Raw genomic sequence first — 14,235 nt, forward strand, 5'->3', positions numbered from 1 at the left:
GATGGCTCCGATCCACCAGACGGCGTCGCCGCCCACGCCTTTCGATCTGGTCGCGGCGCCTGACATCCTGTTCGACAGTGCCGCGCTGCGCGCCGAGATCGAGGCCGCGGCTCAGGATGCCAAGGACCTGACCGCGCTGCGCACGGCGGCGGTGAAAATCCTTGGCGCGGCCAACACGGCCGCACGGGCGATGATTGCGGATTATGTGACCGCGCATCCGTTCCACGCAGCACCCGTTGTCCGCTCCTACGCGTGGCTAACCGACCAGATCGTGCTGCTGACGATGGAACTGGCCGAACGCTGGCTGCACCCGAACCCGAACCCCACGGCGGGCGAGCGGATCAGCCTGCTGGCTGTGGGGGGGTACGGGCGCGGCGAGATGGCGCCTTTCTCGGACGTCGATCTGCTCTTCCTGACGCCCTACAAGCAGACCGCCTGGGGCGAGAGCATCATCGAGAGTGTGCTCTACACGCTGTGGGACCTGCGGTTGAAGGTCGGCCATGCGACCCGCACGGTGGAAGACTGCCTGCGCCTCGCGCGGGAGGATATCACCATCCGAACGGCGCTCCTCGAACAGCGGTTCCTGCTCGGCGACGAAGGGCTTGCCCGCGACCTCGACAAGCGGCTCTGGAACGAGATTTTCCTCAAGACCGGGCCCGAATTTGTCGAGGCCAAGCTCGAGGAACGGGCTGCACGCCACCGGCGCACGGGCGGATCGCGCTATCTGGTCGAACCGAATGTGAAAGAGGGCAAGGGCGGACTGCGCGACCTCCAGACGCTGTTCTGGATCGCGAAATACATCAATCAGGTCAAGGAACCGACCGACCTGATCGACAGCGGCGTCTTCACCGAAGACGAGTTCCGCATCTTTGCCGAAGCCGAGGAGTTCCTCTGGGCGGTGCGCTGCAACCTGCACCTGATGAGCCGCCGCGCCAACGAGCAACTGACTTTCGACGCGCAGGTCGAGGTCGCCGCCGCGATGGGGTTCGAGGATGCCGACGGGCAGCGCGGGGTCGAGCGGTTCATGCAGCTCTACTACACGCATGCCCGCCATGTGGGCGAGTTGACCCGCATCTTCCTGGCCGCGCTTGAAGCTCGTCACGTGAAGCAGCGCCCGAACCTGACCCGCTCGATCGCGCGGGCCATCGGCTTCGGGCGCAACCAGATGCCGAAAGGCTACGAGGAACTGCACGGGCGGCTCAACGTGGCCGATCCGGACGCGTTTCTGGCCGATCCCGTCAATATTCTGCGGCTCTTCGAGGTTGCGCTGCGCACCGGCATCCTGATCCATCCCGACACGATGCGGCTGGTTGCGGCCAATCTCGACCTGATCGACGACACGGTGCGCGACGATCCCGAGGCCAACCGCATCTTCCTCGGGCTCCTGCTCGACCACGGCAATCCCGAGCGCGCGCTCCTGCGGATGAACGAGTTGAACGTGCTCGGCACCTTCCTGCCGGAGTTCGGCCGGATCGTCGCGATGATGCAGTTCAACATGTACCACCACTACACGGTGGACGAGCATACGATCCGCTGCATCTCGACGCTGAGCGAGATCGAACATGGCGATCTGGTGGAGGAACTGCCCGTTGCCTCCGACATTCTGAGCAAGGGCGTGAATCGCCGCATCCTCTATGTGGCGCTCCTGCTCCACGATATCGGCAAGGGCCTGCCGCAGGACCATTCGGTCGTGGGCGCGGAAATCGCGACACGACTCGCCCCGCGGCTCGGTCTCGACGAGCATGAGGTCGACACGGTGGTCTGGCTGGTGCGCAACCATCTGCTCATGTCGGACGTGGCGCAGAAACGCGACCTGTCGGACCCGCGCACCGTGCGCGACTTTGCCCGTATCGTGCAAAGCCCCGCGCGGCTGAAGCTTCTGACCGTTCTGACCGTTTGCGATATCCGCGGCGTGGGACCGGGCGTGTGGAACAACTGGAAGGCCATGCTCCTGCGCGACCTCTACGCCCAGACCATGGACATGCTCACCGACGGGCACGAGAGCCAGACCCGCAAGGAACTGGAGGTCGAGGCCAAGGCCGACCTGCGGGCCAAGCTGGACGGCGACTGGTCGGACCCCGAGATCGAGGCCGAGATCGAGCGCCATTACGCGCCCTACTGGCTCGGGCTGGATGGCGGCACGCATCTGGTCTTCGCGCGGCTCCAGAAGGAGCTGGCGGACAGCGGCTTTGCCTCCGCGATCGAACCCGATCTCGACCGCGACGCCACCCGCATCTGCTTCATGATGCAGGACCATCCGGGCCTCTTCGCGCGGCTCGCAGGCGCGCTCGCGCTGGTCGGCGCGAACGTGGTCGATGCACGGACCTATACGACCAATGACGGGCTGGCGACGGCCGTGTTCTGGATCCAGGATGGCGAGGGCCACCCCTATGAGGCCCAGCGCCTCGACCGGCTGCGGCGGATGATCGACCGCTCGCTGCTGGGCGAGGTGGTGCCGCGCGACGAATTGCGCAGCCGCGACAAGGTCAAGAAGCGCGAACGCGATTTCGAAGTGCCGACGGCGATCACCTTCGACAATCAGGGATCGGATATTTTCACCATCATCGAGGTGGACACGCGCGACCGGCCTGGGCTTCTGCATGACCTTGCGCGGACGATGACCGACTGCAACATCTCCATTTCCAGCGCGATCATCGCCACTTATGGCGAACAGGCAGTGGATGCGTTCTACGTGAAGGACCTGTTCGGTCTGAAAATCCATTCCGAGGCGAAACAGAAGATGATCGAAGAGCGGCTGCGCTCGGCCATCGCGCGGGGTGTGGAGATGATGATCTCGTGAGCGTGCGGGGCATCCGCCTTCTGCCCGCGTTCCTGACCGTGGGCGGCTGGACGCTCGCAAGCCGGCTCTTCGGGTTTCTGCGCGATGTTCTGATCGCGGGCACACTCGGGTCGAGCGCGGTGGCAGAGGCGTTCCTTGTCGCCTTCACCCTGCCCAACATGTTCCGTCGCTTCTTTGCCGAGGGCGCGTTCAACATGGCGTTCGTGCCGATGTTCTCCAAGAAACTGGAGGCGGGCAAGGATGCCGAGGAATTTGCCTCCGACGCCCTGTCGGGACTGGCGATGATCCTGATCCTGCTGACGCTGGTGGCGCAGCTTTTCATGCCCTGGATGGTGATGCTGCTCGCGAGCGGCTTTGCCGGCGACGAACGGTTCGGGCTGGCCGTCGGCTACGGGGTGGTGGTGTTCCCCTATATCCTTTTCATCTCGCTCGCGGCCCTTCTGTCGGGCGTTCTGAACGCCGCCGGACGCTTCGCGCTCGCCGCCGCCGCGCCGGTGTTCCTCAACCTCATCCTGATCTCGGCGATCCTGATGTCCCGCCGCTATGGCTGGGACACGGGCTGGGCCCTGTCATGGTCTGTGCCGGTGGCCGGGATCGTGCAACTGGCGCTGGTCTGGTGGGGGGCGGAGAAGATCGGCCTGCGCATCCGCCCGCGCCTGCCACAGATTACCCCCGACCTGAAGCGGCTCGCGATCATCGCCGCGCCGGCCGCGCTTGCCGGCGGGGTCGTGCAGGTCAATCTGGTGGTCGGTCGGCAGGTCGCCTCCTATTTCGACGGGGCAGTCGCCTGGCTCAACTATGCCGACCGGCTCTACCAGTTGCCGCTCGGCGTGGTGGGCATCGCGGTCGGGGTGGTGCTCCTGCCCGATCTGTCACGCCGGCTGCAGGCCGATGACGTGCCGGGCAGCCGCTGGGCCGCGAACCGCGCGGCGGAATTTTCGCTTGCGCTGACCCTGCCGGCTGCGGTCGCGCTCGTGGTGGTCGCGACGCCGCTTGTCTCGACGCTCTACGAGCGGGGCGCCTTCAGCGCAGACGACACGGTCAAGACCGCCATTGCGGTTGCGATCTACGGCGTGGGCCTGCCGGCCTTCGTGCTGCAAAAGGTGCTGTCGCCGCTCTATTTTGCCCGCGAGGACACGAAGCACCCGTTCTATTTCGCGCTGGTTGCGATGCTGGTGAATGTGGTGCTGGCCGTCGGGCTTGCCCCGGTGATCGGCTATACCGCCGCCGCCGTCGGCACGAGTCTTGCGGGCTGGATCAATACCGGCCTTCTGTGGTGGAACGCCCGCGGCATGGGGGACGCGGCGCGCATCGACGATGAGTTGCGACGACGTGCGCCGCGCCTTGCGCTGGCAAGCCTGCTGATGGGTGGGCTGCTCCTCGCTGTCGCACGGCTGCTCGCGCCATGGCTCGCGGATGCGGTGCTGCGCTACCCGGCGCTCCTGATCCTCGTGGCGGCGGGCATGGCCGGCTATGCGGCTTTCGCGATCGCCCTGGGCGGTCTCGATCGCGCGGCACTGGCCACGGCCCTGCGCCGCCGCAAGGGCTGACGCTCAGCGCTGGCGCAGCCGGTCGCGCCAGCCGCGCAACCTGTCCGGCCCGTCATCGGCCAGCCCGAAGGACAAAAGGAACCCTGCGCCGAAGGCCGCCAGATCGGCCACCCAGTCCGGCCCGCCCCCAAGGATCGCGCGGTAGATGAATTGCAGCACCACCAGCACGCCGATCAGACGGAAGGCCGCCACCTGCTTGCGCCGGTCGGTTCCGGCGGCGAGGAACAGCGTCCAGCTATAGGCGCCGATGAGCCCGTAGATCATCGGGTAGGCGCCGGCGAGCGGCACGCGCGCCTGCGTGGCCAGCCCGAAGGCCATCGCCCCGGCGGCCGCCGAAAGGATCAGGAGCATCAGGAACGGCAGGGGCGCAAACCGACGCGCCACGGCGGTGCCGAGCGCCAGCGCGATCGCCGCCGCCAGCCCGGCATGGAGCGGTGCGAAATGAACGAAACTGTAACTCAAGGTCCGCGTGACGAGACCGGCCATGTCCCTTCCGGTCTGCCGCACATGTTCGAAATGCGCATCGAAGAAGGCAAACCGGACGAGCGCCTCGCTCCGCCAGCCGATCCCTTCGGCCCCGCCCCATAGCCCGAAACCCGCACCGGAGAGAATGATCTCGGGGACAAGGATCAGCCCCACAAGAAGCCAGACCGGCCACGGGACCGGCAGAAAGATCGGCTGGCGTTGTGCGTCCATGACTCCCCTGCTCCGCCGTCTGTTGACGCTGTCCCGTCCTGCGGCGATAAGGTCGCGAGTTGCAGTATTGAAAGGGTCCACACCATGACCGATGCGGTCCACACGCCTCGTGTCTTTTCCGGGATCAAGCCGTCCGGCGGCCTGACACTGGGGAACTATCTTGGCGCCATCAAGCGCTTTGTCGACATGCAAGGAGAGATGGAGACGATCTATTGTGTCGTCGACATGCATGCGATCACGGTCTGGCAGGACCCGGCCGACCTGAAACATGCGACCCGCGAACTGGCCGCCGCCTATCTTGCCGCCGGGATCGATCCTACGCGCTCGACGCTCTTCAACCAGAGCCAGGTCGCGGCCCATGCCGAACTGGGCTGGATCTTCAACTGCGTGGCGCGGGTCGGATGGATGAACCGGATGACCCAGTTCAAGGACAAGGCCGGCAAGAATCGCGAAAAGGTCTCGCTCGGGCTGTATGCCTACCCGTCGCTGATGGCGGCCGACATCCTGATCTACCACGCGACCCACGTGCCGGTGGGCGAGGACCAGAAGCAGCATGTGGAACTGACCCGCGACATCGCGGCCAAGTTCAACACCGACTATGGCGTGCCGGATTTCTTCCCGCAGCCCGAGCCGATCATCGAAGGCCCGGCGACGCGGGTGATGAACCTGCGCGACGGGACCAAGAAAATGTCCAAGTCGGGCGAATCGGACATGGAGCGGATCAACATGACCGACGATGCCGACACGATCGCGAAGAAGATCCGCAAGGCCCGCACCGATCCCGACCCGTTGCCCGACACGGTGAAGGGGCTGGACGACCGCCCCGAGGCGCGCAATCTGGTCGAGATCTATGCCGCGCTCTCCGACAGCACGCCCGACGCGGTGCTCGGCGAGTTTGCCGGCGCGCAGTTCGGCCAGTTCAAGCCGAAGCTTGCGGATTTGGCCGTCGCGAAGCTGGAGCCAATTTCGACCCGGATGGCCGACCTGATGCAGGACCCGGCAGAGATCGACCGCATCCTGACGATGGGCGCGGACAAGGCTCGGGCGATTGCCGACCCGATCCTCGACCGCACCTATGACATTGTCGGCTTCGTGCGTCCGCGACAGATCTGATCCGGCGCCTGCGCCGCCCGAACAAGATGCGCCCGCCCCGGGGGAACCGGAGCGGGCGCAACTCTTTGGACCGGTGTGCCTGCGCAGGCTGTTCAGGCGAACCGGCTCCGAACGGTTTGCGGATCAGAAGCCGAAGCGCACACCGATATTGAGCGACGTGGAGTTCACGTCGATATCATTGTTCACGCCGCCTTCGGACGTGACCGACGTGCCGGGGAACGACTTGAACCGGATATCGCCATAGAGCGCGGAACGGTCGTTCAGCGCATAGGAGACACCGCCCATCAGCTGGTAACCCCATGTCCGGGTGCTGTCGTTCAGCGCCTGGACGCCCGGAATCCCGTAATCGTCGAATTTCACCTCGCCATAGCCGATACCGGCGCCGAGGTAGGGCGAAACGCGCGGGTTGGCGATGCGGAAGTCGTAATAGCCGTTCAGGAAGGCCGCGGTGGTCGTGACCGTACCGCGCGACCCGTCCTGCTTGGCGCCGTTCAGCGCGTGGCTTTCCACATCAGCCTTGGTGTAGGCCAGTTCCAGTTCACCACGGGCGCCACCGGCCCCGAAATCCCCGAAGCCGTAGCCGAGCACGAGACCCGCACCATAGCCGGTGTCGAGGTCGGTCTTGATGTCCGCGCCGGGCGCGAAAGTGAAGTCCTGCGAATTCTTGTAGGTCAGCTGGCCCTGCACACCGGCATAGAAGCCGTTGTAGAAGAGCGGATCGGCCGATGCGACGGCCGGCATGAGCGCAGCGGCGGTCGTCATCGCCAGAATGGGTTTCAACATTTTAACTCTCCGCGAAGTTGGATCGGAATGGGATCGAATGGAACCAATACGCCCCAGCCTCCATTCGGTTTCGTGCCTCACACCCTTGTGACGTTGGGTTGAGCGATCCGTGAACCACCGGACCCGCCGCCTGCGACGGCAAGCCACCGTGCGGCACGCTTGATCGGACAGGACCGATCCGGCACACTCGCCCCGCACGAGCGGGAGGAAAATTGTGCGTAAGTTCTTGGTCGTCATGGACGATTCCCCGGAGTTCCTGAATGCGCTCCGGTTCGCGGCAATCCGCGCCAACAAGACCGGCGGCGCGGTCGAGATCCTCGGGATCATCGCGCCGGAGGAGTTCCAGCACTGGATCGGCGTGGCCGAAACCATGCGCGCCGAAGCGCGCGAGCGGATCGAGGAACATTTCACCGTTTTCGCGAAATGGATGCAGGACAAGGAGGGGCTGACCCCCGAACTGGTGATCCGCGAGGGCGAGAAAGTGACCGAAGTGCTCGCCCAGATCCGCGAGGATCCCGAAATCGGCGTGCTGGTGCTCGGCGCTGGCGCGCGCGGCGACGGTCCCGGCCCGCTTGTCAGCCAGCTTGCCGGCCGCATGGCCGCCGACATGAAAGTGCCCGTGACCGTGGTGCCCGGCAGCATGAGCAAAGAAGATATCATCGCCGTATCCTGACGGGCGGGCGCGCTCTGCCCGCGGCGATTTAGAAAGATTCCAGATAACTTGACTTTTTTGTTCGGAAAGCGCATCTAAACCTCACGCAAGAAAGGCTCGCGCACCATGTTCATCCAGACCGAATCCACGCCGAACCCGGCAACGCTGAAATTCCTGCCCGGGCAGACCGTCCTGCCTGCGGGCACGGCAGATTTCCCCACGGCGGAAGCTGCGGAAAAATCGCCGCTCGCGCATCGTCTGTTCCAGACCGGTGACGTGACGGGCGTGTTTCTCGGCCCGGATTTCGTGACAGTGACCAAGTCAGATGGGGCTGAGTGGGACCATATCAAACCCTCGCTGCTGGGCGCGATCATGGAACATTTCCAGTCCGGCCAGCCGGTGATCGAGGACGAGTCCGGCGCGGTCGGCCATGCCGAACATGACGGGCCGGACGGCGAGGTGGTGAACCAGATCAAGGAACTGCTCGACACGCGGGTGCGCCCTGCCGTGGCGCAGGACGGCGGCGACATCACCTTCCACGGGTTCGACCGCGGCGTGGTCTACCTGCACATGCAGGGGGCCTGCGCGGGCTGCCCCTCCTCGACCATGACCCTGAAAATGGGCATCGAGAACCTTCTGCGCCACTATATCCCCGAAGTGCTGGAGGTCCGGCCCGTTGCAACCTGACGCGCCCCTCGCCCTCGGCTTCGACACATCGGCCGCGCATTGCGCGGCCGCTTTGCTGTCGGGGGACAGGGTGCTCGCGGAACGGATCGAGCCGATGATGAAGGGACAGGCCGAACGGCTTTTCCCGATGCTCGAAGAGATGCTTGCCGAAGCAGGCGCCGCATGGCGTAATCTGGACTTGATCGCCGTCGGGACCGGACCGGGCAATTTCACCGGCATCCGGATTTCCGTCGCCGCCGCGCGCGGGTTGGCCCTGTCGCTCGGCTGCCGCGCTGTCGGCGTCTCGCGGCTCGACTGGATTGCGCATGGCACGCACGGCCCCGTCGAGGCGATGGTCGATGCGCGGCAGGACCGTGTGTTCGTGCAACCGTTCGTGGATGGCGCCGCGACGGGCGATCCGCGCCAGACCGCGCTAGTCTCGCTCGACCCCGGTTTTGCCGGCCTCAGGCTGACGGATGCTCCGGCGACCATAGCGGACATTTGGCCCGTCCCGGTGCGCTGTATCACGCCCGCGCCGGCCGATCTTGTCCGGCTGGCGCGCCGCGCGCCCGCAGATGCGCCGGCGCCAGCGCCGCTCTACCTGCGCGCACCCGATGCCGCCCTGCCCGCCGATCCGCCGCCGGTGATCCTCGATGACGCCTGAGGCGATGGCCACGATCCACGCAGCCAGCTTCACCGTGCCGCGCCCGTGGAGCGCCGCGGAATTCGCCCGCCTTCTTGCCGACCCGGCCGTCCTTGCCATCACCCGCCCGCAGGGATTTGCCCTGTTCCGGCAGACCGGAACGGAAGCCGAGTTGCTGACCATCGCCGTCGCACCGGACGCGCGGCGGCAAGGGCTGGCGCAGGCCATACTGCTGGACGGGCTCGACAGGCTCGGCGCGTCAGGCGCTGTACAGATTTTCCTCGAAGTGGCGGCCGGCAATGGGGAAGCGCTTGCGCTCTACAGGGCGACCGGTTTCACGCAAGCGGGCCTGCGACCGGGCTATTTCCGCGACCCGGCAGACGGCACGCGCCATGATGCGCTGGTTTTGCGCAAGGATATTGCGCCAGCCGCACCGGCCCGCGACATGAGCGACGTCCCCAACTGACGCTGCGGCCCCGAGGGGAAAAAGAGATTGACCGTTGCAAGTCCATCCCGCTTTACTCCTCGCCGGAAAGTCCCTTTCTCTTCTGGTCCTTGACCGTTTGGTCAAACTGGCCGATGACTCTGGAACAGAAGATAATCTGACACGCAGTGGAGGCGTACACATGAAATTCACCCAAACACTCGTCGGAGCCGCAGCGCTTCTCGGCCTGAGCACGGGCGCTTTTGCCGAGGAGTTCAACCCGGCAGTCATCTTCGACATGGGCGGCAAGTTCGACAAATCCTTCAACGAAGCCGCCTATAACGGCGCCGAGCGCTTCAAAGAGGAAAAGGGCGTCGAATATCGCGAATTCGAAATCCAGTCCGAATCCCAGCGTGAGCAGGCCCTGCGCCGCTTCGCCCAGCAGGGCAACAACCCCGTTGTCGTCGCCGGTTTCGCCTATGGCGCCGCGATGGACACGGTCGCGTCCGAATTCCCCGACACGGATTTCGTGATCATCGACATGGTCGTCGACCAGCCCAACGTGCGGTCGGTCGTCTTCAACGAGCATGAAGGCTCCTACCTCGTCGGCGTTCTGGCCGCGATGGCTTCCGAATCCGGCAAGGTCGGCTTTATCGGTGGCATGGACATTCCGCTCATCCGCAAATTCGCCTGCGGCTATGTGCAGGGCGTGAAGGACACCAACCCGGACGCGGAAGTGTTCCAGAACATGACCGGCACCACGGCTGCGGCCTGGAACGACCCGGTGCGCGGTGGTGAACTGACCAAAGCCCAGATCGACCAGGGCGCTGACGTGATCTACGCGGCCGCCGGCGGCACCGGTCGCGGCGTTCTGCAGGCAGCTGCCGATGCCGGCGTCAAGTCGATCGGCGTGGACAGCAACCAGAACTACATGCAGCCCGGTTCGGTCCTGACCTCGATGCTCAAGCGCGTCGACAATGCCGTCTACCAGGCCTTTGCCGATGTGGAAGCGGGTGCATTTACCCCGGGCATCCAGGTGATGGGTCTGGCCGAAGATGGCGTCGGCTATGCCGTTGACGAGCATAACGAAGCCCTGATTTCCGACGAGATGCGTGCCGCCGTGGAAGACGCGAAGGCCAAGATCATCTCCGGTGAGATCACGGTCCATGACTTCATGTCCGACAATTCCTGCCCGGTCAGCTAAGGCCCGGCAGGATCCATGTCCGACGTGACCGATACCACGCTTCAGGGGCGGGCCGCTGCGCCCGCCCCTGTCGCCCCTGCCATCGAACTGACCGGCATCTCCAAGAGCTTCGGTCCGGTTCAAGCGAACAAGGACATCTCGCTGACCGTCGCCAAGGGCGCGATCCACGGCATCGTGGGGGAGAACGGCGCAGGGAAATCGACGCTCATGTCGATCCTCTACGGCTTCTACCACGCCGACAGCGGGGATATCCGGATCAACGGGGACCTCAAGCATATCACCGGCTCGCAGGATGCGATCGATGCCGGGATCGGGATGGTCCACCAGCATTTCATGCTCGTCCAGCCCTTCACGGTGCTGGAAAATGTCGTCCTCGGGGCCGAGGATGGCGCGCTTCTGAAACCCTCGCTCGCCAAGGCGCGCGGCATTCTGCAGGACCTCGCTCACGAATATGAGCTGGAGGTCGATCCCGACGCGATCGTCGGCGATCTGTCGGTCGGCCTGCAGCAGCGCGTGGAAATTCTCAAGGCGCTCTACCGTCAGGCGGAAATCCTGATCCTCGACGAGCCGACCGGTGTGCTGACGCCGGCCGAAGCCGATCACCTGTTCCGCATCCTTCGCAACCTGAAGGACCAGGGCAAGACGATCATCCTGATCACCCACAAGCTGCGCGAGATCATGGCCGTGACCGACACGGTTTCCGTCATGCGCCGCGGCGAGATGACGGCCACCGTGCCAACGGCCGAGACCAACCCGTCCGCGCTTGCCGAACTGATGGTCGGCCGGCGCGTGCTTCTGCGGGTCGACAAGACGCCGGCCCAGCCCGGCGAGACGATCATGTCGGTGCGCGATCTCGACGTGCGCGCCAATGGTGTGGCCAAGCTGAAGAGCATTTCGCTCGACCTGAAGGCGGGCGAGATCCTCGGCGTTGCGGGCGTGGCGGGCAACGGCCAGTCGGAACTGCTCGAAGTTCTGGGCGGCACGCGCGCGGCACAGGGCGGCGAGGTCCGCTTCCGTGGCGATCCGATCGACATCACGCCCAGCGCCAACTCCGCCAAACGGCGGCGGCGCGGTATCGGGCATGTGCCCGAGGACCGGCACCGCAAGGGGCTCGTGATGCCCTTCAAGACCTGGGAAAACACCAATTTCGGCTACCACAATGCCGAACAGTTCCGCGGTCCGATGGGGCTCGCGAACCAGGCGGCAATGATGGAGGATGCGCGCGGCAAGATCGAGCGGTTCGATATCCGCCCGCCCGATCCCTATCTCAAGGCCGCCAATTTCTCGGGCGGCAACCAGCAGAAGATCGTGCTGGCACGCGAGATCGAGGCCAATCCCGACGTGCTGCTCGTCGGCCAGCCGACACGCGGTGTCGATATCGGCGCGATCGAGTTCATCCACCAGCAGATCGTGGCGCTGCGCGACGCGGGCAAGGCGATCCTGCTCGTCTCGGTCGAGCTGGAGGAAATCCTCGGCCTGTCCGACCGGGTGATTGTCATGTTCGACGGCACGATCTCGGGTGAGCGCATCACCTCCGAGACGAATGAACAGGAACTCGGCCTGCTGATGGCCGGCGTCGACCCCAATTCCGAGCAGAGCGCATGAACACCACGCTTCCCAGATGGGTCGATATAGGCCTGATCCCACTGATCAACCTGGCGCTGGCGCTGTTTGTGGCCGGCCTTGTCGTGATCTTCATTGGCGAGGACCCGATCCGCGCGGTCCAGATCCTTATCCGCGGGGCGCTCGGTTCCGATTACGGGATCGGATTCACCCTCTACTACGCGACCAATTTCATCTTCACCGGTCTGGCCGTGGCCATCGCTTTCCATGCGAGCCTGTTCAACATCGGTGGCGAGGGGCAGGCCAGCATTGCCGGGATCGGGGTCGCGCTCGCGGCGCTGACGCTTGACCAGACACACTGGCTGATCTCCCTGCCCGCGGCGATCGTGATGGGCGGGCTCTTCGGTGCGGCCTGGGCGGCCATTCCGGCCTATCTGCAGGCCAAGCGCGGCAGCCATATCGTCATCACGACGATCATGTTCAACTTCATCGCTTCGGCGCTGCTGGTCTACCTGCTCGTCAACGTGATGAAGGTCGAAGGGTCGATGGCGACCGAAACCCGCAAGTTCCAGGAAGGGGCGCAGATCCCCTTCGTGCATGAAATGGCGGGCTGGTTCGGGCTGAAAATGGCACGCACGCCAATGAATATCAGCTTCTTCCTCGCGCTCATCTGCTGTGTCTTCACCTACCTGCTGATCTGGCGTTCGCGGCTCGGATACGAGATCCGCGCCTTCGGCTTCTCCGAACCGGCAGCGGTCTATGCCGGCATCAATCCGGTCAAGATCACGATGATCGCGATGCTCCTGTCCGGCGCGATGGCGGGCCTGATGGCGATCAACACGGTCATGGGCGACCAGCAGCGTCTGGTGCTCGACGCCGTGCAGGGCGCGGGCTTTGTCGGGATCGCGGTGGCGCTGATGGGCCGGTCGCATCCGGTGGGCGTGCTGCTCGCGGCAATCCTTTTCGGGATCCTGTATCAGGGCGGCGCGGAGCTGGCCTTCGAGATGCCCAAGATCTCGCGCGACATGATCGTCGTCATTCAGGCGCTGGTGATCCTGTTCACCGGTGCGCTTGAAAACATGGTCCGCATTCCAGTGGCCCGGGCCTGGCTGAAACTCGACCGCAGGAGCGCGTGATGGATATCGATGTCATCATCCAGCTGCTCGATTCGACCATGCGGCTCTCCACGCCGCTCCTGCTCGCCTGCCTTGCGGGGCTCTTCTCCGAACGGGCCGGGATTTTCGATATCGGGCTGGAGGGCAAGATGCTGGGCGCAGCCTTCATGGCGGGCGCGGTGGCGGCGGTCACAGGCTCGGCCTGGATCGGGCTTCTGGCCGGCGTGGGCACGTCGCTGTTCCTTGCGCTCATTCACGGCTTTGCCTCGATCACGCTGAAGGGCAACCAGCTTATCTCCGGTGTGGCGATCAACTTCTTTGCCTCTGGCATGACCGCGCTGATCGGGCAGAACTGGTTCCGTCAGGGCGGCCAGACACCGGCCTTGCGCGGCGACGCGCGCTTCCAGTCGCTCGACTGGCCGGGCGCATCCGCGCTGGCCGACGTGCCGCTGATCGGCCCGATCTATTCGGACCTGATCTCGGGGCACAACCTGCTGGTCTACGTCGCCTTTCTGGCCGTTCCGGCCACGTGGTGGGTGCTCTACCGGACCCGCTTCGGTCTGCGGCTGCGCGCCGTGGGTGAAAATCCGGGCGCGGTGGACACGGCCGGCGTTTCGGTCATCCGGCTGCGTTATTCGGCGGTGCTGATCTGCGGACTGCTCTGCGGTGTCGCCGGCGCTTACCTGTCGCTCGGCACATCGGCGGCGGGTTTCGTGAAGGACATGACGGCGGGCAAGGGCTTCATCGCGCTCGCCGCGCTCATCTTCGCGAAGTGGAAACCGTGGAACGCGCTCTGGGCCTGTCTGCTCTTCGGCCTGCTGGAGGCGATCGGCAACAAGTACCAGAACATCGATTTCTTCGGGCTCTTCATCGTCCCGGTCCAGTTCATGCAGGCACTGCCCTACATCCTGACCGTGGTGATCCTCGCCGGCTTCGTCGGCAAGGCGATCCCGCCGAAAGCCGGCGGCGTGCCCTATACCAAAGAACGCTGAGCCGCACCGTCCCGGACCTGCCGGGGCGGTGCCT

At 65.0% G+C, this 14,235-nt stretch carries 13 protein-coding genes; 11 read left to right on the top strand and 2 right to left on the bottom strand.

Going from position 1 to position 14,235, the window contains the following annotated elements; translation table 11 throughout:
• Window position 1 precedes the first annotated feature (1 nt).
• Entirely contained in the window at window positions 2-2,800 is a 2,799-nt protein-coding gene (locus tag GSH16_RS03380; RefSeq protein ID WP_160851889.1) for a [protein-PII] uridylyltransferase, read from the top strand.
• A gap of 2 nt (window positions 2,801-2,802) precedes the next feature.
• Complete coding sequence (murJ, locus tag GSH16_RS03385; protein ID WP_160852967.1) at window positions 2,803-4,350, top strand: murein biosynthesis integral membrane protein MurJ; 1,548 nt, start codon at window positions 2,803-2,805, stop codon at window positions 4,348-4,350.
• Window positions 4,351-4,353: 3 nt separating this feature from the next.
• Here murJ and GSH16_RS03390 read toward each other — a convergent pair whose 3' ends face one another.
• Window positions 4,354-5,046 carry a rhomboid family intramembrane serine protease gene (locus GSH16_RS03390; RefSeq protein WP_160851891.1) on the bottom strand — a complete coding sequence of 231 codons (693 nt, stop codon included), beginning with the start codon at window positions 5,044-5,046 and terminating at the stop codon, window positions 4,354-4,356.
• 84 nt (window positions 5,047-5,130) lie between these two features.
• Here GSH16_RS03390 and trpS point away from each other — a divergent pair, with 84 nt between their 5' ends.
• Window positions 5,131-6,159: a tryptophan--tRNA ligase gene (gene trpS, locus GSH16_RS03395; protein WP_160851894.1), complete on the top strand. Its 1,029-nt coding sequence runs from the start codon at window positions 5,131-5,133 to the stop codon at window positions 6,157-6,159.
• A 123-nt stretch (window positions 6,160-6,282) separates the two neighbouring features.
• Here trpS and GSH16_RS03400 read toward each other — a convergent pair whose 3' ends face one another.
• Window positions 6,283-6,942, bottom strand: a complete 660-nt coding sequence (locus GSH16_RS03400) for an outer membrane protein (RefSeq protein WP_160851896.1) — start codon at window positions 6,940-6,942, stop codon at window positions 6,283-6,285.
• Window positions 6,943-7,156: 214 nt separating this feature from the next.
• Here GSH16_RS03400 and GSH16_RS03405 point away from each other — a divergent pair, with 214 nt between their 5' ends.
• The 8 genes from GSH16_RS03405 to GSH16_RS03440 all read left to right on the top strand — a co-directional run bounded on the left by GSH16_RS03405 (window position 7,157) and on the right by GSH16_RS03440 (window position 14,201).
• Complete coding sequence (locus GSH16_RS03405; protein WP_160851898.1) at window positions 7,157-7,615, top strand: universal stress protein; 459 nt, start codon at window positions 7,157-7,159, stop codon at window positions 7,613-7,615.
• Between the two features lie 105 nt (window positions 7,616-7,720).
• A complete protein-coding gene (locus tag GSH16_RS03410; protein ID WP_160851900.1) occupies window positions 7,721-8,281 on the top strand; it encodes a NifU family protein in 561 nt (186 codons plus the stop codon).
• Window positions 8,271-8,924, top strand: a complete 654-nt coding sequence (tsaB, locus tag GSH16_RS03415) for a tRNA (adenosine(37)-N6)-threonylcarbamoyltransferase complex dimerization subunit type 1 TsaB (protein ID WP_160851902.1) — start codon at window positions 8,271-8,273, stop codon at window positions 8,922-8,924. The genes GSH16_RS03410 and tsaB overlap by 11 nt, the downstream gene beginning before the upstream one ends.
• On the top strand, window positions 8,914-9,369 hold the full coding sequence (locus tag GSH16_RS03420) for a GNAT family N-acetyltransferase (RefSeq protein WP_160851904.1): 456 nt from the start codon (window positions 8,914-8,916) through the stop codon (window positions 9,367-9,369). Before tsaB ends, GSH16_RS03420 begins: the two co-directional genes overlap by 11 nt.
• 160 nt (window positions 9,370-9,529) lie before the next feature.
• A complete protein-coding gene (locus GSH16_RS03425; RefSeq protein ID WP_160851907.1) occupies window positions 9,530-10,531 on the top strand; it encodes a BMP family lipoprotein in 1,002 nt (333 codons plus the stop codon).
• A gap of 15 nt (window positions 10,532-10,546) precedes the next feature.
• Entirely contained in the window at window positions 10,547-12,136 is a 1,590-nt protein-coding gene (locus tag GSH16_RS03430; RefSeq protein ID WP_160851910.1) for an ABC transporter ATP-binding protein, read from the top strand.
• Window positions 12,133-13,230, top strand: coding sequence for an ABC transporter permease (locus GSH16_RS03435; RefSeq protein WP_160851912.1), 1,098 nt, complete (start codon window positions 12,133-12,135; stop codon window positions 13,228-13,230). Before GSH16_RS03430 ends, GSH16_RS03435 begins: the two co-directional genes overlap by 4 nt.
• A complete protein-coding gene (locus GSH16_RS03440) occupies window positions 13,230-14,201 on the top strand; it encodes an ABC transporter permease (protein WP_160851914.1) in 972 nt (323 codons plus the stop codon). Before GSH16_RS03435 ends, GSH16_RS03440 begins: the two co-directional genes overlap by 1 nt.
• Window positions 14,202-14,235 lie beyond the last annotated feature (34 nt).

The sequence above is a fragment of the Oceanomicrobium pacificus genome, from assembly GCF_009833495.1.
Lineage (GTDB): Bacteria > Pseudomonadota > Alphaproteobacteria > Rhodobacterales > Rhodobacteraceae > Oceanomicrobium > Oceanomicrobium pacificus.